This is a genomic window from Rhodococcus sp. SJ-3, assembly GCF_051918125.1.
Taxonomy (GTDB): domain Bacteria; phylum Actinomycetota; class Actinomycetes; order Mycobacteriales; family Mycobacteriaceae; genus Rhodococcus.
Genome location: NZ_CM123306.1, coordinates 5,809,766 through 5,833,229 on the forward strand (window position 1 = coordinate 5,809,766; position 23,464 = coordinate 5,833,229).

Annotated in this window: 19 protein-coding genes, 3 tRNA genes and 2 pseudogenes; 7 read left to right on the plus strand and 17 right to left on the minus strand. The window is 65.7% G+C overall.

Annotation, left to right across the window (positions count from 1 at the left end; translation table 11 throughout):
* Window positions 1-122 precede the first annotated feature (122 nt).
* Window positions 123-719, minus strand: a complete 597-nt coding sequence (leuD, locus tag ACTDXD_RS27015; RefSeq protein WP_440125190.1) for a 3-isopropylmalate dehydratase small subunit — start codon at window positions 717-719, stop codon at window positions 123-125.
* Between the two features lie 24 nt (window positions 720-743).
* Entirely contained in the window at window positions 744-2,162 is a 1,419-nt protein-coding gene (gene leuC / locus ACTDXD_RS27020; RefSeq protein ID WP_440125191.1) for a 3-isopropylmalate dehydratase large subunit, read from the minus strand.
* Between the two features lie 129 nt (window positions 2,163-2,291).
* Between leuC and ACTDXD_RS27025 the strand changes: the two genes are divergently transcribed.
* The 3 genes from ACTDXD_RS27025 (at window position 2,292) to ACTDXD_RS27035 (ending at window position 3,819) form a co-directional block, all read left to right on the plus strand.
* On the plus strand, window positions 2,292-2,993 hold the full coding sequence (locus ACTDXD_RS27025; protein WP_440125192.1) for an IclR family transcriptional regulator: 702 nt from the start codon (window positions 2,292-2,294) through the stop codon (window positions 2,991-2,993).
* A 75-nt stretch (window positions 2,994-3,068) separates the two neighbouring features.
* Window positions 3,069-3,581 (plus strand): pyridoxamine 5'-phosphate oxidase family protein, encoded by a 513-nt coding sequence (locus tag ACTDXD_RS27030; protein ID WP_440125193.1) that lies wholly within the window; start codon window positions 3,069-3,071, stop codon window positions 3,579-3,581.
* Between the two features lie 70 nt (window positions 3,582-3,651).
* Complete coding sequence (locus ACTDXD_RS27035) at window positions 3,652-3,819, plus strand: DUF5302 domain-containing protein (RefSeq protein WP_169686107.1); 168 nt, start codon at window positions 3,652-3,654, stop codon at window positions 3,817-3,819.
* 49 nt (window positions 3,820-3,868) lie between these two features.
* Here ACTDXD_RS27035 and ACTDXD_RS27040 read toward each other — a convergent pair.
* The 5 genes from ACTDXD_RS27040 to ACTDXD_RS27060 all read right to left on the minus strand — a co-directional run bounded on the left by ACTDXD_RS27040 (window position 3,869) and on the right by ACTDXD_RS27060 (window position 6,828).
* Window positions 3,869-3,941 (minus strand) — tRNA-Glu (locus tag ACTDXD_RS27040).
* 89 nt (window positions 3,942-4,030) lie between these two features.
* Window positions 4,031-4,106, minus strand: a tRNA-Glu gene (locus ACTDXD_RS27045).
* An 85-nt stretch (window positions 4,107-4,191) separates the two neighbouring features.
* Window positions 4,192-4,263: transfer RNA gene (locus ACTDXD_RS27050), tRNA-Gln, on the minus strand.
* Between the two features lie 232 nt (window positions 4,264-4,495).
* Window positions 4,496-5,968: a glutamate--tRNA ligase gene (gene gltX / locus ACTDXD_RS27055; protein WP_440125194.1), complete on the minus strand. Its 1,473-nt coding sequence runs from the start codon at window positions 5,966-5,968 to the stop codon at window positions 4,496-4,498.
* 83 nt (window positions 5,969-6,051) lie between these two features.
* On the minus strand, window positions 6,052-6,828 hold the full coding sequence (locus ACTDXD_RS27060; RefSeq protein ID WP_440125195.1) for a fumarylacetoacetate hydrolase family protein: 777 nt from the start codon (window positions 6,826-6,828) through the stop codon (window positions 6,052-6,054).
* A 111-nt stretch (window positions 6,829-6,939) separates the two neighbouring features.
* Between ACTDXD_RS27060 and ACTDXD_RS27065 the strand changes: the two genes are divergently transcribed.
* Window positions 6,940-8,115, plus strand: a complete 1,176-nt coding sequence (locus ACTDXD_RS27065) for an MFS transporter (protein ID WP_440125196.1) — start codon at window positions 6,940-6,942, stop codon at window positions 8,113-8,115.
* Between the two features lie 50 nt (window positions 8,116-8,165).
* On the opposite strand, the gene ACTDXD_RS27070 is transcribed toward ACTDXD_RS27065, so the two are convergent.
* From ACTDXD_RS27070 to ACTDXD_RS27100, 7 genes are all read right to left on the minus strand, one after another.
* On the minus strand, window positions 8,166-9,176 hold the full coding sequence (locus ACTDXD_RS27070; protein ID WP_440125197.1) for a 3-isopropylmalate dehydrogenase: 1,011 nt from the start codon (window positions 9,174-9,176) through the stop codon (window positions 8,166-8,168).
* Window positions 9,177-9,254: 78 nt separating this feature from the next.
* Window positions 9,255-10,847: a phosphoglycerate dehydrogenase gene (gene serA, locus ACTDXD_RS27075; RefSeq protein WP_440125198.1), complete on the minus strand. Its 1,593-nt coding sequence runs from the start codon at window positions 10,845-10,847 to the stop codon at window positions 9,255-9,257.
* 145 nt (window positions 10,848-10,992) lie between these two features.
* Window positions 10,993-11,946 carry a hypothetical protein gene (locus ACTDXD_RS27080; RefSeq protein ID WP_440125199.1) on the minus strand — a complete coding sequence of 318 codons (954 nt, stop codon included), beginning with the start codon at window positions 11,944-11,946 and terminating at the stop codon, window positions 10,993-10,995.
* 87 nt (window positions 11,947-12,033) lie between these two features.
* Window positions 12,034-13,827 carry a SulP family inorganic anion transporter gene (locus tag ACTDXD_RS27085; RefSeq protein ID WP_440125200.1) on the minus strand — a complete coding sequence of 598 codons (1,794 nt, stop codon included), beginning with the start codon at window positions 13,825-13,827 and terminating at the stop codon, window positions 12,034-12,036.
* 120 nt (window positions 13,828-13,947) lie between these two features.
* On the minus strand, window positions 13,948-14,949 hold the full coding sequence (ilvC, locus tag ACTDXD_RS27090; protein ID WP_206039570.1) for a ketol-acid reductoisomerase: 1,002 nt from the start codon (window positions 14,947-14,949) through the stop codon (window positions 13,948-13,950).
* A gap of 50 nt (window positions 14,950-14,999) precedes the next feature.
* Window positions 15,000-15,503 (minus strand): acetolactate synthase small subunit, encoded by a 504-nt coding sequence (gene ilvN, locus ACTDXD_RS27095; RefSeq protein WP_169686092.1) that lies wholly within the window; start codon window positions 15,501-15,503, stop codon window positions 15,000-15,002.
* Complete coding sequence (locus ACTDXD_RS27100) at window positions 15,500-17,437, minus strand: acetolactate synthase large subunit (protein ID WP_440125201.1); 1,938 nt, start codon at window positions 17,435-17,437, stop codon at window positions 15,500-15,502. The genes ilvN and ACTDXD_RS27100 overlap by 4 nt, the downstream gene beginning before the upstream one ends.
* Before the next feature lie 263 nt (window positions 17,438-17,700).
* On the opposite strand from ACTDXD_RS27100, the gene ACTDXD_RS27105 reads away from it, so the two are divergent.
* Both ACTDXD_RS27105 and ilvD read left to right on the plus strand, forming a co-directional pair.
* Window positions 17,701-18,234, plus strand: a complete 534-nt coding sequence (locus tag ACTDXD_RS27105; protein ID WP_440127822.1) for a PH domain-containing protein — start codon at window positions 17,701-17,703, stop codon at window positions 18,232-18,234.
* 108 nt (window positions 18,235-18,342) lie between these two features.
* Entirely contained in the window at window positions 18,343-20,184 is a 1,842-nt protein-coding gene (gene ilvD / locus ACTDXD_RS27110) for a dihydroxy-acid dehydratase (protein ID WP_440125202.1), read from the plus strand.
* 67 nt (window positions 20,185-20,251) lie between these two features.
* Here ilvD and ACTDXD_RS27115 read toward each other — a convergent pair whose 3' ends face one another.
* The 3 genes and pseudogenes from ACTDXD_RS27115 to ACTDXD_RS27125 all read right to left on the minus strand — a co-directional run bounded on the left by ACTDXD_RS27115 (window position 20,252) and on the right by ACTDXD_RS27125 (window position 22,262).
* Window positions 20,252-20,956 carry a DoxX family protein gene (locus tag ACTDXD_RS27115; protein ID WP_440127823.1) on the minus strand — a complete coding sequence of 235 codons (705 nt, stop codon included), beginning with the start codon at window positions 20,954-20,956 and terminating at the stop codon, window positions 20,252-20,254.
* Between the two features lie 157 nt (window positions 20,957-21,113).
* Window positions 21,114-22,013 (minus strand): annotated as a pseudogene (locus tag ACTDXD_RS27120) (RNA-guided endonuclease InsQ/TnpB family protein); the annotation flags it as partial.
* A gap of 12 nt (window positions 22,014-22,025) precedes the next feature.
* On the minus strand, window positions 22,026-22,262 hold the full coding sequence (locus ACTDXD_RS27125; RefSeq protein WP_440125203.1) for a helix-turn-helix domain-containing protein: 237 nt from the start codon (window positions 22,260-22,262) through the stop codon (window positions 22,026-22,028).
* Between the two features lie 210 nt (window positions 22,263-22,472).
* On the opposite strand from ACTDXD_RS27125, the pseudogene ACTDXD_RS27130 reads away from it, so the two are divergent.
* A pseudogene (locus ACTDXD_RS27130) lies at window positions 22,473-22,919 on the plus strand (PQQ-dependent sugar dehydrogenase); the annotation flags it as partial.
* Window positions 22,920-23,464: the final 545 nt, after the last annotated feature.

Consider the following 23,464-nt stretch of genomic DNA (forward strand, 5'->3'; position numbering starts at 1 on the left):
ACGGTAGCCCCGCAAACGGTCAAGAGTCTATGTGCCACGCCAATTCTCATGCAAATACACGGCAGGCCCGAGCCGAACAACGGTTCGGCTCGGGCTCGTGATGCGGCGTCGAAAGCCTTCGATCAGGGCGCTGAGATGGTGCGCGGTTTCCAAGAAGGCCTTGCCTTCTCGTACTCGGAAATCGCTTCTACCTGGCGCAATGTCAGGCCGATGTCGTCAAGACCTTCCATCAGACGCCACCGCGTGTAGTCGTCAATGGTAAACGGCACCACGGTTGTTCCAGCGGTCACAGTCCTGTTCTCCAGACTCACCTCGAGTTCGAGACCCGGCTGCTGTTCGATGAGTTTCCAGAGCAATTCGACATCGTCCTGGCTCACCTGAGCGGCGAGCAATCCGGCCTTTCCGGCGTTGCCGCGGAAGATATCGGCGAAACGCGGCGAGATCACCACCCGGAACCCATAATCGGACAGGGCCCAGACGGCATGCTCCCGAGAAGATCCCGTTCCGAAATCCGGGCCTGCCACGAGAACACTTCCGCGGTCGAACGGTGGCGTGTTGAGGACGAACGCCGGATCGGTGCGCCATCCGGCGAACAGTCCGTCCTCGAATCCCGTGCGGGTGACCCGTTTCAGATACACCGCAGGGATGATCTGATCGGTGTCGACATTGGATCGGCGTAGCGGAACGCCGATGCCTTTTACGGTGGTGAAGGCTTTCATCGAATTCTCTCCTCGTCCCGTGCTCTAGTCCAGATCCGCCGGGGCGGACAGTGTGCCGCGAACGGCAGTGGCGGCTGCCACAGCCGGGGACACGAGGTGCGTTCGCCCACCTTTGCCCTGGCGGCCTTCGAAATTGCGGTTCGACGTGGATGCGGAGCGCTCGCCAGGCGCAAGCTGGTCAGGGTTCATTCCCAGGCACATCGAGCAACCGGCCTGACGCCATTCCGCGCCTGCCGCAACGAAGATCTCACCGAGACCTTCGGACTCGGCCTGAGCACGAACACGCATCGATCCGGGTACGACGAGCATCCGAACACCCTCAGCGACCTTGCGGCCCTTCAGAACGTCCGCAACCGCCCGCAAGTCTTCGATACGGCCGTTGGTGCACGATCCGACGAAGACTGTGTCGATCTTGATCTCGCGCAGAGGCATCCCCGGCTCGAGGTCCATGTAGCGCACTGCCTTCTCGGCTGCCAGGCGTTCCGTCTCGTCGGCGATCTCATCCGGAATCGGCACCGCTCCGCCGAGCGGAAGCCCCTGCCCCGGATTGGTTCCCCACGTGACGAACGGGGTCAATGCGCTGGCATCGATGTGGACCTCGGCGTCGAAAACGGCGTCCTCGTCCGTCTTCAACTGCTCCCACTCGGCCACCGCAGCGTCCCAGTCGGCACCTTGCGGTGCGTGCGGACGCCCCTGGAGGAATTCGTAGGTGATGCCGTCGGGTGCAATCATTCCTGCGCGGGCACCCGCCTCGATCGACATGTTGCAGATCGTCATCCGAGATTCCATCGAAAGCTTGCGGATCGCCTCGCCCCGATACTCGAGCACATAACCTTGTCCACCGCCGGTGCCGATCTGAGCGATGATCGCGAGAATCAGGTCTTTACTCGTGACGCCGGGTGGCAGTTCGCCATCGACGTTGATCGCCATCGTCTTGAACGGGCGCAGCGACAACGTCTGTGTCGCCAGAACATGTTCGACCTCGCTGGTACCGATGCCCATCGCGATCGCGCCGAACGCACCGTGGGTGGCGGTGTGGCTGTCGCCGCACACCACCGTCATGCCGGGCTGGGTCAGTCCGAGTTGAGGTCCGACCACGTGGACGATGCCCTGCTCGAGGTCGCCCATGGGATGCAAACGCACGCCGAACTCTTCACAGTTTCGGCGAAGCGTCTCGACCTGCGTGCGTGACACCGGATCAGCAATCGGCTTGTCGATGTCGATCGTCGGGACGTTGTGGTCTTCGGTCGCAATCGTCAGATCGAGACGACGCACGCCTCGTCCGGCCAGCCGCAGACCGTCGAACGCCTGCGGGCTCGTGACCTCGTGTACGAGATGCAGGTCGATGTAGATCAGGTCGGGCCTACGCGCCGATCCCTCCCCTTCACCGCGCACAACCACGTGCTGGTCCCACACCTTCTCTGCCAGAGTCTTTCCAGCCATCTTCTCCACCTGTCGTACGTGCCGTACGCGAACCCGGATCTCGGGGCTGCCCGAGTCGCGCCTGGTGCCGTATCCGCCTCGAATCGGATGCGCTATGCTTCCCACTATGCGAGACGGATGTATCGACCTATGAGACAGCATAGCGGGATCGGTGTGCTGGACAAAGCTATGGCGGTGCTCCATGCGGTGGCAGAGCAGCCATGCAACCTCAATGAGCTGTGTGCGCGCACGGGTCTACCGCGCGCAACTGCCCACCGCCTCGCGGTCGGGCTCGAGGTCCATCGCCTGCTCATGCGTGACGGCGACGGCCAATGGCGACCGGGGCCCGGACTGGCCGAACTGTCTGCGGGCGCGGGCGATACGCTCCTCGAAGCGGCCTCCTTGGTGCTCCCCCGCCTTCGCGAGATCACGGGAGAGAGCGTGCAGCTGTACCGCCGGGACGGCACCCAACGCATCTGTATCGCCGCGCTCGAGCCTCCGACCGGTCTACGCGACAGCGTTCTCGTCGGCGCGCGTCTGCCCATGACGGCCGGATCAGGTGCCAAAGTTCTGCTTGCATGGGCCGATACGGCTACCCAGCGCACCCTCCTCCCCGATGCCGCATTCGGGGAACGCGTGCTCTCCGAGGTCCGTCGGCGGGGGTGGGCGCAGAGTGCAGCCGAACGCGAGCCGGGCGTGGCGTCCGTGGCTGCGCCGGTACGTGACGGCAATGGCACAGTGGTGGCAGCGATCTCGGTCTCCGGCCCGATCGACAGAATGGGACGTCGGCCGGGAGCCCGCTGGGCCGCCGACCTTCTCGCCGCCGCAGAGGCACTGCACAAGCGTTTGTAATCCGCGGGTTTCGCGTCGCCGCAACGCTGGATGCGTTGGTGGCACACCCCGGCGGGGTGTGCCACAGTTCTGCGCATGGGAACGAATCGCCGCGCAGAGATCGCGATGACAGAACCGGAAATAAACGACTTCCTACACCAGAGCCGTATTGCCACACTGGCGTCGCTGGGCCCGCACGGCGCACCGCATCTGGTGGCCATGTGGTACGCCGTGCGTGGCGGCGAAATCTGGTTCGAGACGAAGGCGAAATCGCAGAAGGTCGTAAATCTTCGTCGCGACGATCGCATCACCGCACTCGTCGAAGCCGGCGACACCTACGACCAATTACGCGGCGTTTCGATCGAAGGTCGCGCCCAGATCGTCGAGGACCACGACGTGCTGTTCGACGTCTGCCGAGATGTCTGGGAGCGCTACACCGGCCCGTACACCGACGCGATGCGCCAAGCCGTCGAACAGATGATGTACAAGAGGGTGGTGGTACGGGTGGTACCGCAACGCGTTCGGTCCTGGGACCACCGCAAGCTCGGAATGCCTGCTGTTCCCCTCGGTGGCACGACTGCCGCGCATCTTCCTCACGCCGGTCGCTGACGGCAATATTCACGCGACAAGTCCGCTCCCGTCGCGCTACATTCGCCATCAGGAGGGAGGTAGGACAACAATGACCGACCCGGCAAAAGAACGCATCAGGGCAGAGTTCCTCGCGGCACTCGAGCGCAAGAAGCAGAACAAGAACGGCGGTACCGCACACCTCGACGCGACGTCGAAGGCGCACGGCCCGCACGCGAACGCCGATCATCATCGGCAGTTCCGGCGCAAGAGTGGGTGATGGAACATGAAAGAAGACCCTCCGGGAATCCGGAGGGTCTTCTTCGTTGTAGCCCCGATGGGATTCGAACCCACGCTACCGCCGTGAGAGGGCGGCGTCCTAGGCCGCTAGACGACGGGGCCGAGAACTTACCCGGACTCGATCGACCGTGTCCGGCAATCGAACCCTACAGAAGAAGAATCCCTCCGACCCGGAGGTCGGAGGAGATCCATGGTAGCCCCGATGGGATTCGAACCCACGCTACCGCCGTGAGAGGGCGGCGTCCTAGGCCGCTAGACGACGGGGCCAGGATCTTCTTCTGTTTGCGCTTCCTGGAGGAAGCTCAGCCAGCCTAAACCGGCCGAGATACGATAGCAAATCACCGCATCGCAGCTGGGGTACCAGGACTCGAACCTAGAATGGCTGAACCAGAATCAGCTGTGTTGCCAATTACACCATACCCCAATGGCTTGTTCCTTCGGCCTGCGCTGTTCGCGCTCGGCCTCCGTTCCGAACCGAGAAGAAGATTAACACCAAGGGGGTACAGAACTACAAATCGCCTGGTCAGAGCCATAAGTTCGCTAAGTTATCGAAGACCGGTCGCCCGGCACGCAAGCAAGGAAGGCACCCACCGTGATGGCGAGCGCCCTCCTCGTAGCGTGAACCGATCAGGCCGTATCCGGTCAGGCCTGACCGATCAAGCGATAGTGGCGCGAGCCGCACGCAGACGCCCGAGCGACCGCTCGCGACCGAGCAGTTCCATCGACTCGTAAAGCGGCGGACTCACATGCGAGCCCGTCAGGGCGACACGGACGGGCGCGAACGCCTTCCGCGGCTTGAGGCCGAGATCGTCGATCAGTGTCGTCTTGAGCGCACCCTCGAGCTCGGGGGTGGTCCACGCGTCGAGGCCCTCGATGGCCGCAATCGTCGCGTCGAGCACCGCAGCGGCATCGTCTTTGAGGTTCTTCGCCGCGGACGATTCGTCCAGTTCGAAGTCCGCCTCGTCGACGAACAGGAACTTCAACAGGCCCCACGCATCGCTGAGGACAACGATGCGAGTCTGGACGAGGTCTGCGGCCACTGCGAAGAGTCTGTCGTCGACGTCCGCGGTGATGTGCCCGTGCTCGACAAGGAATGCCTTCAGGCGGGTCGCAAAGTCGGCGGGCGCGAGCAACCGGATGTGCTCGGCATTGATCGCATCGGCCTTCTTCTGGTCGAAGCGGGCCGGATTCGAGTTGACCTTCGAGATGTCGAACGCCGCGACCATCTCTTCGAGCGAGAACACGTCACGGTCGTCGGCCAGACCCCAGCCGAGGAGCGCAAGGTAGTTGAGCAGGCCCTCGGGAACGAATCCGCGGTCCCGGTGAAGGAAGAGATTCGACTCCGGGTCGCGCTTGGACAGCTTCTTGTTGCCCTGGCCCATCACGAACGGCAGATGCCCGAACTCCGGCGTGAAATCAGCCACACCGATGCGCTGCAGTGCGGCGTACAGCGCGAGCTGACGAGGCGTGGAGGAGAGCAGATCCTCGCCACGCAGCACGTGGGTGATCTTCATCAGAGCGTCGTCGACCGGGTTCACGAGCGTGTACAGCGGGATCCCGTTTCCTCGGGTGAGCGCAAAATCGGGCACGGTACCCGCTTTGAACGTCGTCTCACCGCGCACGAGGTCGTTCCAGGCCAGATCCTCGGCAGGCATCCGGAGCCGCACGACCGGCTTGCGCCCCTCGTCGAGGTAGGCCTGCCTCTGCTCGGCGGTCAGGTCGCGGTCGAAATTGTCGTATCCCAGCTTGGGATCGCGACCCGCCGCCTTGTGCCGCTCCTCGACCTCTTCCGGGGTCGAGAACGACTCGTAGGCCTCACCGGCCGCGAGGAGCTTCGCGACGACGTCGAGATGCAGATCCCGTCGCTGCGACTGCCGGTACGGGGCGTAGGGGCCACCCACTTCCGGGCCTTCGTCCCATTCGAGACCGAGCCAGCGCAACGCGTCGAGGATGGCCTGGTAGGACTCCTCGCTGTCCCGGGCTGCGTCGGTGTCTTCGATTCGGAAGACGAATGTGCCGCCGTGATGCCGCGCGAAAGCCCAGTTGAACAAGGCGGTACGCACGAGGCCGACATGCGGGGTGCCGGTCGGGGACGGACAGAAACGGACGCGAACTTCGCTGGTGGTCATCGGCTCACTCGGGTCGAGGGACGGGATTCAAGACCCTCTCAGGCTAGACCCCACGACCGCCGCGGAGACGCCGGACCGGCTGCTCAGGCGCCCTTCGCCACAACCGGGTTGGTGAGCGTGCCGATCTTCTCGACCGTGACCGACACGGTGTCGCCCGCTTCGATCGGTCCGACACCCTCGGGAGTGCCCGTGAGGATCACGTCGCCCGGCAGCAGTGTCATGACCGCAGATACCCACGCCACGAGTGCGGGAATGTCGTGCACCATCATCGAAGTCCGGCTGCGTTGCCGAGGCCGACCGTTGACCTCCGCGGAGATCTCGAGATCGGACGAGTCGAGGTCGGTTTCGATCCACGGGCCGAGGGGGCAGAACGTGTCGTGCCCCTTGGCGCGCGTCCATTGGCCGTCCTTCGCCTGATGGTCGCGGGCGGAGACGTCGTTGGCGACCGTGTAACCGAGAATCGCTTCCCGGGCCTTCGCCGCGGTGACGTCCTTGCACGGGCGGCCGATGACCACCGCGAGCTCGGCCTCATGGTGCACGAGCGACGTGTTCCGCGGAATCACGATGGGCGCACCCGGTCCGATGATCGAGGTGTTGGGCTTGAGGAAGATCACAGGTTCCTCGGGGACATCATTGCCCATCTCCTCCGCGTGGGCCGCATAGTTGCGTCCGACCGCAATCACCTTGCTGGCCAGGATCGGTGCGAGTAGCCGCACATCCGCGAGCGGCCAGCTCCGGCCGGTGAACGTGGGGGTACCGAACGGGTGCTCGGCGATCTCTTTCGCGATCGCGGAGTCTCCCTCCCCTTCGATGCTGACGAAAGCGACACCGTCCGGACTAGCGATTCGACCAAGGCGCATGCGGGGAGTCTATCGGTCGCCCGACTCCTCCGATCGACGCGCAGCCCCCGCGGGTATAGAGTTCGCTCACGTTTCAAAGTACGGGATTAATATCTCAGATAGTGAGAAGCAATGGATACGCTCACGATCGGGAACCGACGATGGCTGATTCTGGCGCTGGGCGTCTTCGCTCAAACCGCGCAGGCGACAGTGGTCAACGGTGCCGCATTTCTCATCCCGACCTGGCACGACGATGCCGGATTCACCCTGGCGCAAGCGGGGACCCTTGCCGCCGCACCGCTGTTCGGCGGAATGTTCACCCTCGTAGCGTGGGGGGCAATTGCCGATCGCTTCGGCGAACGCCTCGCCCTGTCCGCCGGCATGGCGATCACCGCCACCGCGATCACCGGTGCGACCTTCACCACGTCACCGGCCGCGCTCGCGGTCCTGCTCGCGTGCGGCGGCGCCGGCGCCGTGAGTGCCAACGCCGCCAGCGGACGCGTGGTCGTCGGCTGGTTTCCGGTGCATCAGCGCGGACTCGCGATGGGCATCCGTCAGATGTCGGTGCCACTCGGAGTTGCAGCCTCCGCGCTCGTCATGCCACAACTGGCACGCGATCACGGAATCTCTTGGGCCCTCGCGTTTCCCGCGATCGTGTGCGGCATCGCTGCCGTCGCGTGCGCGATCGGGATCGTCGACCCGCCACGTCCCGACAGGGCCGAGGCCGCGCGCACCGGAGCGTTGGTGAATCCGTATCGGACCGGCGCTGCACTGACGCGCATCCACGTCGCGTCGATCCTGTTGGTGATTCCCCAATACGTCGTGTGGACATACGCATTGGTGTGGTTGATCGTCGACCGCGGCTGGGACGAGACCGGTGCCGGACTGGTGATCACCGCGGCACAGATCCTCGGCGCGCTCGGCCGGGTCGTCGCCGGAGCGTGGTCGGATCGCGTCGGGAGCAGGTTGGGCCCGCTGAGGAGCGTGTCGGTGATCACTGCGGTGTCGATGGTGGCGCTCGCGGCGACCTCCCTCACGGACTCCCCCGTCGCCGTTGCCGTGCTGCTCGTCGCGTCGGTCGCCTCGTCGAGTCCCAACGGCCTGGCCTTCACCGCCGTCGCCGAGATCGCCGGACCGTATTGGGGTGGGCGGGCGCTCGGCATCCAGAACACCGGCCAGTTCGTCTTCGCCGCCGCTGTGGGCCCGGTGTTCGGTTCCCTCATCGCCGCGGTCGGCTTTCCCGCAGCGTTCGCACTCTCGGCGATCGCCCCTGCGGCAGCGGTACCGGTGGTGCCCAAGCAGGACTGACGTCGTGCGCGGTTCCGGTAGTACGCACTACCGGAACCGCGCACAGGTGATCAGAGTGCCGCGGTGATGCGGTCGCCGATCTCCGTGGTCACGATCGGCGAATCACCACGCGAGGCGAGATCCGCCTCGACGGCGGCCTCGACGCGCGCTGCGTCCTCGTCGCGGCCCAGGTGACGCAGCAGCAGCGCGGTGGACAGAATCGCTGCCGTCGGGTCGGCAATGCCCTTGCCCGCGATGTCCGGTGCGGAACCGTGAACCGGTTCGAACATCGACGGATTCGTCCCCGAGGCATCGATGTTGCCGCTGGCGGCCAGGCCGATGCCTCCGGTGACCGCACCGGCGAGGTCGGTGATGATGTCGCCGAAGAGGTTGTCGGTAACGATGACGTCGAACCGAGACGGGTTGTCGACCATGTAGATGGTCGCCGCGTCGATGTGGCAGTAGGCCGTCTCGACCTCCGGGAAATCCTTGCCGACGGTCTCGACGGCACGGGTCCAGATCGCGCCGGCATTGGACAGCACGTTGGTCTTGTGGATCAGTGTGAGGTGCTTGCGGCGGGTCTGTGCGAGCTCGAACGCGTAGCGCACGACGCGCTCTGCGCCGAACCAGGTGTTGATCGACACCTCGGTCGCGATTTCGTGCGGAGTACCGACGCGGATCGCGCCGCCGTTGCCCGTGTACGGACCTTCGGTGCCCTCGCGCACCACGACGAAGTCGATGTCGGGGTTTGCAGCAAGCGGGGACTTCGACCCCGGGTACAGCCGCGAGGGGCGCAGGTTGACGTGGTGATCGAGCGCGAAGCGCATGTTCAGCAGGAGGCCGCGTTCGAGGATCCCGGGGGTGACCGACGGGTCACCGATCGCGCCGAGCAGGATCGCGTCGTGCCCACGGATCGCCGCGAGATCGGCCTCGGGCAGAAGCTCACCGGTCTCGTGGTACCGGCGCGCGCCGAGGTCGTACTCGGTGGTCTCGAGGTCCGGAACAAGCTTGTTCAGGACTTTCAGCGCCTCGGCCGTGACCTCGACACCGATGCCGTCACCGGGGATGACCGCAAGTTTCATATTTGTGCTCTCTTCCTGTGCGACAGTGGCCGCGACCGTGCCAGACGGTCGCGGCCACCGAACGGTGCAAAGCGATGATCAGGACAGGTCGACCTGCGCCACACGTGCCTCGAGCTGGTCGACGATCTGCGCGACCTCGGCGTCGGCGACGACGCGATCGACACGCAGGATCACCGTCGCGCCGGGGCCTTCGGCGTCCTGGCTCAGCGCTGCGGCCTGGATGTCGATGCCCGCGTTGCCGAGAACGGTGCCCAGGGTGCCGAGAACGCCGGGACGATCCTGGTAGTGCACGATGAAATTGTGACCTTCGGCACGCAGGTCGAAGCTGCGTCCGTTGATGTTGACGATCTTCTCGACCTGCTGCAGGCCGGTAAGCGCGCCCGCGACGGTGGTGATGCCACCGTCGGCCGCCACAGCGCGCACCTCGACAGCGCTGCGGTGCGTCTGGGCCTCGCTGATGCTCTCGACCTCGATGCTCACACCGCGCTGCTCTGCGAGCTGCGGAGCGTTGACGAAGGTGACCGGTTCGTCGCTGCTGGCCGAGAACAGGCCGCGGAGCGCAGCCAGACCGAGGATCTCGACGTTCTCGACGGACAGCTCACCGCTCGCCACGACCTGCACGTTCTGCACGGCCTCGGGCGAGAGGGTGCCTGCTAGCAGGCCGAGCTTGCGGACGAGCTCGAGCCACGGCGCGACCTCTTCACCGACCGGGCCACCGGAGACGTTGACGGCGTCGGGGACGAATTCGCCGGCGAGAGCCAAGAGGACGCTCTTGGCGACATCGGTGCCGGCGCGATCCTGCGCCTCTGCGGTCGAGGCGCCCAGGTGCGGGGTGACGACCACGTTGTCGAGGTCGAACAGCTTCGAATCGGTGCAGGGCTCCGTGTTGAACACGTCGAGTCCGGCAGCACGGACCTTGCCGGAGGTGAGCGCGTCGTACAGCGCGTCCTCGTCGATGAGCCCACCGCGCGCAGCGTTGACGATGATCACGCCGTCCTTCGCCGTGGCGAGACGCTCCGCGTTGATCAGGCCCGCGGTTTCTTTCGTCTTCGGCAGGTGAACCGAGATGAAGTCGGCGCGCGAGACGAGTTCGTCGATGTCGACCAGTTCGATGCCCAGCTGCGCTGCGCGTGCAGCGGGCAGGTAGGGGTCGTACGCGATGACGTGGGTCTCGAACGCGGCGAGACGTTGCGCGAAGAGCTGACCGATCCGGCCGAGGCCGACGACACCGACCGTCTTGCCGAGGATCTCGGTGCCGTTGAAGCTCGAGCGCTTCCAGGTGCGCTCACGCAGCGTGCGGTCGGCTGCGGGCACCTGGCGTGCAGCCGACATCAGCAGCGCAACGGCGTGCTCGGCGGCGGAGTGGATGTTCGAAGTGGGAGCGTTGACCACCATCACGCCTCGCTCGGTGGCGGCAGCGATGTCGACGTTGTCGAGACCCACACCGGCGCGGCCGACGATCTTCAGCTTCGGAGCTGCGGCGAGGACTTCGGCGTCGACGGTCGTGGCCGACCGCACCAGCAATGCGTCCGCGTCGGGCACCGCGGCCAACAGGGCCGGGCGGTCCGGGCCGTCCACCCAGCGCACCTCGACTCCGTCACCGAGGGCATCGACGGTCGATTGCGCAAGCTTGTCGGCGATCAGGACAACTGGACGGCCATTCTGGCTCACGTGCAAACTCCCTGTGTCGTGTATGTGGTGAACAGTCGACGGCGCGGGCACCTGACGGTAGGCGTGTTCAAGCCGTGACCGCCCATAGTTTAGTGCCCCTGCGGTCTCAGCGGGCCCACGGGGATGCCGCAGTACTCGCCGGTACTCACTGGAACGACACGAACACCGGTTTCGGCTCGACAGTCATGGTCTGCTCGGGTGTGAATGTGGGCACATCCTCGTCGTAGAAGTTCTTCCACGCCATGTGGATCTGCGGGGGGAGCCCGGTCTGCAGCGCACCCCACGTATCGAGTTTCTGAGCAGGCGAGCCGTGTCCGTCCGCGTGCAGTACCACCGACACCTCCGGCCTGCCTGCGTCGACGAGTTCGCGCCCGGTGATCATCGAACTACGGAACTGGTGCAGAACGAGCATCTTCTGAGGCAGATCGTGCCGCTGCACGAGGTCGGCGAGGTACGCGACCACTTCGTTGATCTCGGACGAATCGACCGAACCGATCTGCACCATGTGCTGCTGCCCCGGCGCAAGCCGCCATTCCGGGTCGAGCGCGAGACCGACATTCGGCCGCGCGAGGAACTCTTCGTAGATCCGGGCTTGCTCGAGGAAGTGTGTATGGCCGGGCTGCAGATCCAGAACGACGTAGATGCCTGACGCTTCCGCTTCGTCGATGATCGGACGAAGCTGCTCGAGCGGGGTGATGCGCGAAAAACGCCCGTCGGTACCGGGATCGGCGGACGCGACCGTCGCGATGATCTCGAAGGCCGGCAACACCGGCTCGGCCGAATATTGTTGGTATTGCGCCGCGAGGTCGCGCACCCGTGCGATCGCACCAGCGGTGTCCTGCTCCCCGAAGGCGCCGAGCGCCGGCCCGCTGGGGTGGCCGTAGAGCGCGACGAATCGCTTGTCGGGGAACAGATTTCGTCCACCACCGAACAACTCCGATTGCGCCGGGGGAACGAGGCCGCCGATCTCGGGGACCTCGATCCCGGGTATGACGACACCGGGTACCGTGGGCCCGGCATGTGCCGTGACCACAGTGCCGCTTGCGCACAACACTGCAAGAATCGCTGCTCCCGCGACAGTTCTCGAAGTTCGTCCCATGGCGATACCGTAGGGTCGTGCGCGCCCGTAACAACGACGCCACACCAATAACATCGGTCACAATCCGGACACCGATGATCCATCGGGTCACTCCTGGCCGTCACCGGATTCGGCGCTGCCGTCCCCTGATACAGGACTACCGTCGACAACATCGCGGGGCGGTGCGTCGACTTCGGTGCGGCCGACACCCTCGTCGTTGCGGTGACGAAACGCGATGACTCCGGCCCGGACCGTCGGGTGGAACCGGTCGTCGCCGAAGCGACCGCCGGTGGCCATTCTCCGCAGTCGGTCCTTGACCGGTCCTTTCATTGCTGCGAAATCGAGTCGGATCCCTTTGCGCTCTAGATCTTCGTCGAGTTCCTCGAGGGCCTCCACGGCGGTGGTATCGAGATCGGTGATGGGCTCGGCCGCGAGAATGACCCATTTCACGGGATGTTCGGCGCAGGAGACTCGCTCGCGCACGTATCGCGTGAGAATCGCCCCGTTGGCGAAGAACAGAGGCGCATCGAAACGGACCAGCACCAGCCCTTCGATCCGATGCCCCTCGGGGTGCCGATCGATGTCGTGATACCCAGCGACGTCGCGAAGTTCCACGAGTTCGGTGCGGTGGGGCTGCCAGGCCCGCACGACGACGACGATCAGCGACAGGCCGATTGCGACGAGGACGCCCTGCAGGACTCCTGCGAATGCGACGCCGGCGAACGCCGCGATGGACAACCCGAATTCGACCTTGCTGACCTTCCACAGATGCCGGACGGCCCTCACGTCGATCAGAGCGCTCGCCGCGACGATCACCACTGCACCGAGCGCGGCCTGCGGAAGGTACGCCGTCAATCCCGGCGCCATCAGAAGAAAAGCCAGAACCGTGAGCGCTCCCACCGCCCCTACGAGTTGTGTGCGGCCCCCGGCATGCTCGACGACCGGCGTTCGGCTGCCACTCCCGCACACGGGGAAGCCGCCCGTGAGGCCCGCCGCGACGTTGACCGCACCGAGGGCACGCATCTCCGAACTTCCGTCGACGTCGTCACCGTGCCGCAACGCGAACGTCCGGGACAGGACCGCCGTGTCGGCGTACGCGATGAGCGCGATGGCAACCGCCGGGCCGAGCAGTTCGGCCACGTCGCCCCATCCGACGCCACCGAGCGCAGGTGCGGGAAAGCCCGCGGGTAGTTCTCCCACCATCGTCATCCGGTCGGTCAGGGAGAACACCGCGGTCACCGTCCCTGCCCCGACGACAGCGATGAGGACGCCCGGTATCACCGGAACGAATCTGCGCACCGCGACGATCGTGAGGATGCAGGCGAGGCCCATCGACAGCGCGAACAGCTGTGGGCCGTCCTCGATCACGTCGTCGACGACATCCGCGAGCTCGGGCAGCACACCGGATTCGTCGTCTTCTGTGCCGAGCAGCAACGGCAGTTGCGCCACGATGACGATGACCGCGATCGCATTGAGAAAACCGATGCGGATCGGATTGGACAGCAGTTCTGTGACGAACCCGAAACGCAGGATCCCCGCGAGCAGCGATATCAGGCCGACAAGAATCGCCAGGACGCCGGCAAGGGCGATCGCACGTTGCGGATCGCCACCGGACGCGAGCGGAATCACCGCGGCTGCTATCAATGGGGCGAGTGCGGAATCCGGTCCGAGAACGAGAATTCGGGACGGTCCCACGAGCGCGTACACGAGCATCGGCACGATCGTCGCGTACAGACCGGTGTAGGGAGGCAGGCCTGCAGCTTGCGCGTATCCCATCCCGGCAGGCACCAGGAGTGCGCTCAGAACCAGGCCGGCGGTGATGTCGCTGCGCAACCACCGACGCTGATAGGTGCGCGCCACGGCTACGCCAGGGAGCCTGCCGGGAGCGGTCCAGAGCGACATCAACTCAGTATCTCCTCCGCGCGGCATGCGCGAGAGCGGTACCGGATCGGCAGCGGTGCAGAAAGACAGCGGCCCGGTGCACCGCGTGGTGCACCGGGCCGCCGGAGAAGACCGGACCGACTACGCGGTTTCGGTGATGGGGCGATCGACCCAGCTCATCAGGTCGCGCAGCTTCTTGCCGGTGACCTCGATCGGATGCTCGGCGTTGGCCTTGCGCAGGCCTTCGAGCTCGGTGTTGCCGTTCTCGACGTTGGCGACGAGACGACGGGTGAACTCACCGGACTGGATATCCGCGAGGATCTCCTTCATGCGCTCCTTGGTGCCGGCGTCGATGACGCGCGGACCGGAGAGGTAGCCGCCGAACTCCGCGGTGTCGGACACCGAGTAGTTCATGCGGGCGATGCCACCCTCGTACATGAGGTCGACGATGAGCTTGAGCTCGTGGAGAACCTCGAAGTAGGCCATCTCGGGGGCGTAGCCCGCCTCGACCATGACCTCGAAACCGGTCTTGACCAGTTCTTCGGTGCCACCGCAGAGCACGGCCTGCTCACCGAACAGGTCGGTCTCGGTCTCTTCCTTGAACGTGGTCTTGATGACGCCTGCGCGGGTGCCGCCGATGCCCTTGGCGTAGGACAGTGCCAGCGCCTGACCCTCGCCCTTGGGATCCTGGTGCACTGCGATCAGAGCAGGAACACCCTTGCCGTCGACGAACTGGCGACGCACGAGGTGACCGGGACCCTTCGGCGCGACCATGCCGACGGTGACGTTCGCCGGAGCCGTGATCAGGTCGAAGTGGATGTTGAGGCCGTGGCCGAAGAACAGCGCGTCGCCGTCCTTCAGGTTCGGCTCGATGTCGTCCTTGAAGATCGACGCCTGCGCGGTGTCGGGAGCGAGCACCATGATGACGTCGGCCCACTCCGAAACCTCGGCGGGGGTGCCGACGGTCAGGCCCGCTTCTTCGGCCTTGGCCCGCGACTTGGAGCCCTCCTTCAGGCCGATACGAACCTCGACGCCGGAGTCGCGCAGGCTCAGCGAGTGCGCGTGCCCCTGGCTGCCGTATCCGATGACCGCGACCTTACGGCCCTGGATGATCGACAGGTCGGCGTCGTCGTCGTAGAACATCTCGACTGCCACAGTGGTTACCTCTTTCAGAAAATATGGGTGTGTTCAGGCTAACGGGTCGCCGTGATGGACTTCGGACCGCGTCCGACCGCAACGACTCCGGACTGCACGATCTCGCGGATGCCGTGCGGTTCGAGCATGCGCAACAGCGCATCGAGCTTGGACCGGGTTCCGGTGGCTTCGATGGTCAGCGACTCGGGCGAGACGTCGATCACCTTGGCGCGGAACAGGTTCACCGTCTCGATGACCTGCGTGCGCACGCTGGCGTCGGCGCGCACCTTGATCAGCAGGAGTTCCCGGGCAACAGATGCCTCGTCCTCCTGTTCGACGATCTTGATGACGTTGACGAGCTTGTTGAGCTGCTTGGTGACCTGCTCGAGGGGGAACTCGTCGACCGTCACGACGATCGTCATCCGGGAGATCTCCGGGACTTCGGTGCCGCCGACGGCGAGCGATTCGATATTGAAGCCGCGCCGCGAGAACAACGATGCGACTCGGGCCAGCACGCCCGGCTTGTCCTCGACGAGAACACTGAGGGTGTGGCTCGTGCTCACTTGGTTTCCTCCTCGGCGGCAGCCTGCTCGCTGCGCGCGCGGTCGCGCTCGATGGTCTCGTGGATCACAGTGGGGTCGTCGGCGGAGTCGTCGTCGAACAACGGACGGATGTCGCGGGCGGCCATGATCTCGTCGTTGCTGGTGCCCGCAGCCACCATCGGCCACACCTGGGCGTCCTTGCCGACGATGAAGTCGATGACGACGGGACGATCGTCGATGGCCTGGGCCTGACGGATCGCGTCCTCGACGTCCTCCTCGCGCTCGACACGGATGCCGACGCAGCCGAGAGCCTCGGCCAGCTTCACGAAATCGGGGATACGCAGGCTGTGCGTGGACAGATCGGTGTTCGAATACCGCTTCTCGTAGAACAGCGTCTGCCACTGACGCACCATTCCGAGGTTGCCGTTGTTGATCAACGCGACCTTGATCGGCACACCTTCGACCGCGCAGGTTGCGAGCTCCTGGTTGGTCATCTGGAAGCAGCCGTCGCCGTCGATCGCCCAGACCTCGGCTTCCGGCTTGCCCATCTTGGCGCCCATCGCAGCGGGCACCGCGTAGCCCATCGTGCCGAGGCCACCGGAGTTCAGCCAGGTACGCGGCTTCTCGTAGTCGACGAACTGCGCAGCCCACATCTGATGCTGACCGACGCCGGCGCAGTAGATCGCGTCGGGTCCGGCGAGCTTGCCGACGGCCTGGATCACGTACTGCGGCGACAGAGTGCCGTCGGTGTGCCGGTCGTAGGACAGCGGGTAGGTGCTGCGGAGGTCGTCGAGGTAGGCCCACCACTGCTCGTATTCGAGCCTCGTGCCTGTCGCGAGGTCGGCACGGACCGCTTCGAGCAGCTCGACGATGACTTCCTTGCAGTCGCCGACGATCGGCACGTCGGCGTGCCGGTTCTTGCCGATTTCCGCCGGATCGATGTCGGCGTGGATGACCTTTGCGTCGGGAGCGAACGTGTCGAGCTGACCGGTGACGCGGTCGTCGAACCGGGCACCGAGAGTGATGAGCAGGTCGCTCTTCTGGAGCGCCGCCACGGCTGCGACGTTGCCGTGCATGCCGGGCATGCCGCAGTGCAATTCGTGACTGTCGGGGAATGCACCACGCGCCATGAGTGTGGTGACCACGGGGATCCGGGTCAGCTCAGCGAGCTCGAGCAGCTCCGCGGAGGCGTCGGCCTTGATCACGCCGCCGCCGACGTACAGGACGGGGTTCTTGGAATCGGCGATCAGGCGCGCGGCCTCGCGGACCTGTTTGCCGTGCGGCTTGGTGACGGGGCGGTAACCGGGCAGGTGCATCTCCGGCGGCCAGCTGAACGTGGTCTGCGCCTGCAGGATGTCCTTCGGGATATCGACGAGCACCGCGCCCGGTCGGCCCGAGGACGCCAGGTAGAACGCCTCCGCGAGGATGCGGGGGATGTCGGTGCCTTCGGTGACGAGGAAGTTGTGCTTGGTGATGGGCATCGTGATGCCCGAGATGTCGGCCTCTTGGAACGCATCGGTACCGATCAGCGGACGCCCGACCTGGCCGGTGATCGCAACGACCGGGACCGAGTCCATCTGGGCGTCGGCGAGCGGGGTGACCAGGTTGGTCGCGCCCGGGCCGGACGTCGCCATACACACACCGACCTTGCCGGTTGCCTGCGCGTATCCGGTCGCGGCGTGGCCTGCACCCTGCTCGTGACGGACGAGCACATGGCGCACGCCCTTCGAGTCGAAGAGCGGGTCGTAGACGGGAAGGATCGCACCGCCGGGAATACCGAATACCGTGTCGACCTCGAGCTCTTCGAGAGCCCGGACTACGGCCTGGGCGCCGGTGACCCGCTCGGGGGCTACCGAGCGTCGGCCGGCGGGCTGCGTCGCGGCCGCTGCGGAAGTCGGGCTTGCAGACCCCGGCTTCCGCGGCGAGGGTTGAGGACGTGCGGTTGGTGCGCTCACTACGAATTCCTCTGATTCTGGCTCCGGGCAACAAAAAACCCTCGTCAGCATGGTGCTGTACGAGGGTGGCGCGTCGTGGGCGAGTTGCTATAAGCGGCTCAGGCGACGACGCGCCGGCCGATTACGAGCAACCCATTCTGATTCACGCGGTCGACGGTAGGCGCGTGGAGTAGAACAGTCAACTTGGTTCGGTCACTGTCCCAGAATGTGAGATGCCATGGCTGCGGTGAGAAGATGGTGAGGTGTCATCTCCACAGCAGCCCGTGCCACCGAGCCCATCCTCCCACACTCCCGAGCCCACGACCGAACCGACGACGCAGGTCATCCAGATCTCGCGGCTTTCATTCCTCGCGTGCGGTCTCCTGTTCCTCGCGGTGCTGTCCCCTGCAATGGCGTGGCCCGCCGCCTTCTCGTGGATGCTGGTGATCCCACTCCTCGTCGTCGCATGGGTACTGCGGGTACGCACCGTCATCGGCCCCGACGGCATCGTCGCGCGCGCGACGTTCTCGACGACGAAAATCGGCTGGGATTCGCTGAAAGGCATCCGATTCCCCAAACGCGGCTGGGCGCGTGCGACCCTCACCGACGACACCGAGGTAGCGCTTCCCGTGGTCACTTTCGGGCGCCTGCCTCAACTCGCCGAGGCCAGCGGCGGACGGATCACCGACCCGTACGCGGCGGCCCGGGCGGCTCAGCTCGCCGAAGCGGACAAGGAAGAAGCGGGCAAGGAACCGGAGGACGACGACGTGATATCCGATACACCGGCCGAGCCCGAGTCGGATCCGGGTAGCAAATAGCACGAGAGTAGATTCGAATTCGTCGCGCCCCGGCCCCGTCACAGCCCGGCAATCGGGGCGCACCAGGTCAATGCGCCGCACCACAAGCCCCGTCAAGGAAGTCAGCCCATGCCCCCGTTGAGGTCACGCACCACCACCGTCGGACGTAATGCAGCCGGCGCGCGCTCCCTGTGGCGCGCCACCGGCCTGACCGATTCCGATTTCGGCAAGCCGATCGTCGCCATCGCGAACTCGTACACCCAGTTCGTTCCCGGCCACGTCCACCTCAAGGACGTCGGCGAGATCGTCGCCGACGCCATACGGGCAGCGGGCGGCGTCGCGCGCGAGTTCCACACGATCGCCGTCGACGACGGCATCGCCATGGGCCACGGCGGAATGCTGTACTCGCTTCCGAGCCGCGAGATCATCGCCGACTCCGTCGAATACATGGTCAACGCACACACCGCCGACGCACTCGTGTGTATCTCGAACTGCGACAAGATCACACCCGGAATGCTCAACGCGGCCATGCGCCTGAACATCCCGACGGTGTTCGTCTCCGGCGGGCCGATGGAGGCAGGCAAGGCCGTTGTCGTGAACGGTGTGGCGCAGGCACCCACCGACCTGATCACCGCGATCTCCGCGTCCGCGAGTGAGGCTGTCGACGATGCCGGTCTCGACGAGGTCGAGCGCAGTGCGTGCCCGACGTGCGGTTCGTGCTCGGGGATGTTCACCGCGAACTCGATGAACTGCCTTACCGAGGCACTCGGTCTCGCATTGCCGGGCAACGGATCGACTCTCGCGACCCACGAGGCGCGCCGCGCACTGTTCGAGCGCGCGGGCACCACCGTCGTCGAGGCGGCGCTGCGCTACTACCGCGACGAGGACGAATCGGTCCTGCCCCGCAACGTCGCTACGCCCGCTGCGTTCCGCAACGCGATGGCCCTCGACGTCGCCATGGGCGGTTCGACCAATACGGTGCTGCACACCCTCGCCGCAGCGCAGGAAGGTGAGGTCGACTTCGATCTCTCCACGATCGATGCGATCAGCCGCAAGGTGCCGTGCCTGGCGAAGGTGTCGCCGAACTCCGATTATCACATGGAGGATGTGCACCGGGCCGGCGGAATCCCCGCGATCCTCGGCGAACTCCGCCGCGGCGGACTGCTCGAGACCGACGTGCACACCGTCCACACCGAGAGCTTCGATCAGTGGCTCGACGACTGGGACATCCGCTCCGGCAAGGCGACGGATGAAGCACTCGAACTCTTCCACGCCGCCCCCGGCGGAGTGCGCACCACCGAACCGTTCTCGACCGACAACCGCTGGTCGTCGCTCGACACCGACGCCGTCGGCGGTTGCATTCACGACATCGAACACGCCTACACCGTCGAGGGCGGACTCGTCGTGCTGCGCGGCAACATCGCCCCGGACGGCGCGATCCTCAAGACCGCGGGCATCGACGAAGACCTCTTCCACTTCGAGGGTCCCGCCTTCGTCGTCGAATCCCAGGAAGAAGCGGTTTCGGTGATTCTGGGTAAGAAGATCAAGCCCGGCGACGTCGTCGTCGTGCGCTACGAGGGACCGGCCGGCGGCCCGGGCATGCAGGAGATGCTGCACCCCACGTCGTTCCTCAAGGGTGTCGGGCTCGGCAAGGTGTGCGCTCTGATCACCGACGGACGCTTCTCCGGCGGTACGTCGGGACTGTCGATCGGTCACGTCTCCCCCGAGGCAGCGTCGGGCGGTGTCATCGGCCTGATCGAGAACGGCGACCGGATCCGCATCGATGTGGCGACCCGAGCCCTCGAGGTGCTCGTCGACGACGATGTGCTCGCCGAGCGGCGCGCGAAGATGGAGGCCTCCGAGCGTCCGTGGCAGCCCGTGAATCGCGAGCGCACGGTATCCAAGGCACTTCGCGCCTACGCGGCGCTGGCCACGTCCGCAGACAAGGGCGCCGTCCGACAGGTGCCGTAGGCCACTCCGCAGAAGAACAGGCCGCCGCGATCATCCGATTGCGGCGGCCTGTCTCGTCCGGCCGGTGTCAGCGACCGAAGATCCACAGACACACGCCCGCCGCGACACCGAGAAGCAGCGCGACGAACGACCCGACGAACGGCCGGGTCGCCCACTTACGCGGGCCGTCCACGGCGATCCGGCCCGGGCCGGTGAGTGTGAGCGACACCGCGGCTGCCGCGAGTAGCACCTCGAATTCGAACCCCGACTGTTCGCTCGCGAAGAACTGGACACCGGGTTCGAGCTCGTGTTTGAACAACACTGCGTTGATCATGATTGCCACGATCGCCGCCGCGGCGAGCGGCGTGAGCAGACCGAGAACGAGGAATGCTCCGGCCGCGAGCTCACCGGCCGCACCGACGATCGCAAGGATGCCCGGTTGCTGGTAGCCCGCCTCTCGGAGCAACTCCTCGTACCCGTCCAAGCCGGGACCTCCCCACAGTCCCACCAGCTTCTGCAGCCCGTGGACGATGAGGATTCCGCCGACCGCGAGCCGCAGGACGAGAAGCCCCAGGTCGAGGGTTCCGCGACGCGCTTCGACGACCGGTGCGGTCTCCGCGGGCGCAGTTCCCGATTGATCGGGCCGATAGATCTGCTCGGTGGGTGCGGCGTACGCCGCGCCCCCGTACACAGAACTGTCGTATGCAGAACTGTCGAATCCAGGGGTGAGCGCAGAATTGTCGAACCCGAGATCGTCCTCGGATTCGAGCATCGACGGACGCTCCCGACGCATCTGCAGCGTCGGTTCATCGAAGGGACTCGAGCCTGTGTCCGGCGTGCGGCCGGTCTCCTTGTCGTTGACGTCCTCCCGGCCGTGAACATCCGGGATTCCTCCTGCAGCGCTACGCGCCGCTCCGGTGGGTTCCTGATTCACAGGGACTCGCCTCCCATCAGACGGAAGGACTTACCGCCCCTCCACAAGCGTTTAACCACTCCGCACGTCCCGCGGCGTGGACATTCTTGGCAGCATTCAGATCGCGGTCGTGCACCACCCCGCACGCCGCGCACTGCCACCGGCGAACAGAGAGCGGCTTCGGACCGTCGCGCACCCCGCACGCGGAGCAGAGCTGACTCGACGGATAAAATCGGTCCACCTTCACAAACACCCGCCCGAACCGAGCGGCCTTCTCCTCCAACAAGCGGGTGAACAAGCCCCACCCCGCATCGTGCACTGACTTCGCCAACCGAGTCCGCGCCAACCCCGCGACACACAAATCCTCGACGAACACCGCTTGGTTCTCGCGGATGATCATCGTGGACTGCTTGTGCGCCCACTCGGCGCGGGCATCGGCCACCTTCGCGTGAGCTTTGGCGACCTCGAGGCGGGCCTTGGCCCGATTCCTGCTGCCCTTCTGTTTGCGCGACAAGCTCTGTTGCGCCTTGCGGAGCTTGCGTTCGGCGCGGCGGAAGAATTTCGGGGACTCGATGACCTTCCCGTCCGAGAGCACGGCGAACGTCGTCAAACCCAAATCGATCCCCACCTCCGCATCGCACTCCGGCAGTAGTACATCGGACGTCTCCACCACGAACGACGCGAAGTACCGTCCCGCAGCGTCCTTGATGATCGACACGCTCGACGGCTCCGACGGCAGGTCCCGCGACCACGCGACCTTCAGCTCGCCGACCTTCGCCACATACAGCTTCCCGTTCGAACGCAGCGAGAACCCGTTGCGGGTCAGCCGGATTGCCTTCCTGTTGTCCTTGCGGGACCGGAAACGAGGCGGACCGACCTTGCGGCCCTTGCGTGTGCCGGATATCGAGTCGAACCAGTTCCGGTAGGCGCGACGCGCGTCCTGGCAGGCCTACACCAACGCAACCGACGCCACCTCGGCAAGCCATGCCCGCTGCGGGGTCTTCTTCGCTGCGGTAACCACCTGTTTCTGCACGTCGGTGTCCGAGAGGCTCACCCCGGACGCACACGCGTCCTGCCGCGCGCGCAGCGCATCGTTGAACACCACCCGTGCACACCCGAACGACCGGGCCAGCATGTCCCGCTGGCCAGGCGTCGGATAGACCCGGTACCGGTATCTGAGCTGCATGTTCGTAACGTACAGGCACCCACCGACACCACCAGAAAGACAGATCGGCTGTCCCGGCCGCGAACGACAGGACTTGCGCCGAAGGATTGCGGGTCACCTCTCCAGCGTAGGTCCCCGGTGCCCCTCCCACCCGGCATACGCGCCGCCGCGCGTCGTCCCGGTAACGTCTGCTGCATGACGAGGGGCGCGCGGTCGGCAGGTTCGTGGAAGATGCGTACGAGTGCGGTGGCCCTGGCGATCGGGGTGCTTCTCGTTCCGTCATGCGCACGATTCGACGACGCAGCCACCACCCCGTTCACATCCGCGCCGTCGTTCGACGCGGGGGGCGTAGCGCCGGAGCAATCGCCGAGCACGACCACCACACCGAGCACACCGCCGGTCCCTCCTGGACCGTGTGTCGATCCCGATCCCGCAGTGATCGCGACCTGCCTCGATACCACCGGCGGTCTGATCGCCCTCCCCGACGGCAATTCCGCGCTCGTGACCGAACGTCGCACGGGCCGTATTCTGCGGGTCACCGTCGGTGAGGAACCCGTCGAAGTGGCGACCGTGCCCGTCGACGGCTCGGGAGACGGCGGGCTGCACGACGTCGTTCTGTCGCCCACTTTCAACGAGGACCGCCTGCTCTACGCCTACATCACCACGCCATCCGACAATCGGGTGGTGCGGATCGCGGCAGGCGATGTACCCAAGGACATCCTGACCGGAATCCGCGCGGCACCACCGGGAACGCAGGTGCGCTCGAATTCGTCTCGCCGACCGAACTCGCGGTACTCACCGGCAATGCGGGAGATCCGGCCGCAGCAGACATGCTTCGTCGCTGTCCGGCAAGCTTGCTGTCGCTTCCACTGCCCACACCCGGCGCGTCGGCAGCCCGACGGTGACACTGTCGGGGCTGGGGGAAGCGGAGACGTGTGCCGGGACCCGAGCGGCAACCTGTGGATCACCGACCGCACCGTGCTCGAGGACCGGTTGCAGCGGGTGAGCATGGACGGCGCGGTAGCAGCCGGGCCCGCGTGGACCTGGCCGGAGAAGCCCGGAGTCGCAGGATGTGCCGCGTCCCCCGAAGGTCTCGCCGTGTCACTCACGAGAGGGAAGGCCGTGGCAGTACTGCCGATCGATCCCGGAACGGGTGCTGTGACGGCCGCGCCGACCGTGACGCTCGAAGATCGCTACGGCATGCTACGCGGTGCGTCCGCCGA

Bases quoted from the DNA above. Each gene is read 5' to 3' on its own strand.
- ACTDXD_RS27080 (WP_440125199.1), bottom strand. From the start codon at position 11,946: ATGGGACGAACTTCGAGAACTGTCGCGGGAGCAGCGATTCTTGCAGTG.
- ACTDXD_RS27065 (WP_440125196.1), top strand. From the start codon at position 6,940: ATGGATACGCTCACGATCGGGAACCGACGATGGCTGATTCTGGCGCTG.
- ACTDXD_RS27085 (WP_440125200.1), bottom strand. From the start codon at position 13,827: ATGTCGCTCTGGACCGCTCCCGGCAGGCTCCCTGGCGTAGCCGTGGCG.
- ilvC (WP_206039570.1), bottom strand. From the start codon at position 14,949: ATGTTCTACGACGACGACGCCGACCTGTCGATCATCCAGGGCCGTAAG.
- leuD (WP_440125190.1), bottom strand. From the start codon at position 719: ATGAAAGCCTTCACCACCGTAAAAGGCATCGGCGTTCCGCTACGCCGA.
- ACTDXD_RS27035 (WP_169686107.1), top strand. From the start codon at position 3,652: ATGACCGACCCGGCAAAAGAACGCATCAGGGCAGAGTTCCTCGCGGCA.
- leuC (WP_440125191.1), bottom strand. From the start codon at position 2,162: ATGGCTGGAAAGACTCTGGCAGAGAAGGTGTGGGACCAGCACGTGGTT.
- ACTDXD_RS27125 (WP_440125203.1), bottom strand. From the start codon at position 22,262: ATGCAGCTCAGATACCGGTACCGGGTCTATCCGACGCCTGGCCAGCGG.
- ACTDXD_RS27070 (WP_440125197.1), bottom strand. From the start codon at position 9,176: ATGAAACTTGCGGTCATCCCCGGTGACGGCATCGGTGTCGAGGTCACG.
- ACTDXD_RS27030 (WP_440125193.1), top strand. From the start codon at position 3,069: ATGGGAACGAATCGCCGCGCAGAGATCGCGATGACAGAACCGGAAATA.
- ilvD (WP_440125202.1), top strand. From the start codon at position 18,343: ATGCCCCCGTTGAGGTCACGCACCACCACCGTCGGACGTAATGCAGCC.
- ACTDXD_RS27115 (WP_440127823.1), bottom strand. From the start codon at position 20,956: ATGCGTCGGGAGCGTCCGTCGATGCTCGAATCCGAGGACGATCTCGGG.
- gltX (WP_440125194.1), bottom strand. From the start codon at position 5,968: ATGACCACCAGCGAAGTTCGCGTCCGTTTCTGTCCGTCCCCGACCGGC.
- ACTDXD_RS27060 (WP_440125195.1), bottom strand. From the start codon at position 6,828: ATGCGCCTTGGTCGAATCGCTAGTCCGGACGGTGTCGCTTTCGTCAGC.
- ACTDXD_RS27025 (WP_440125192.1), top strand. From the start codon at position 2,292: ATGAGACAGCATAGCGGGATCGGTGTGCTGGACAAAGCTATGGCGGTG.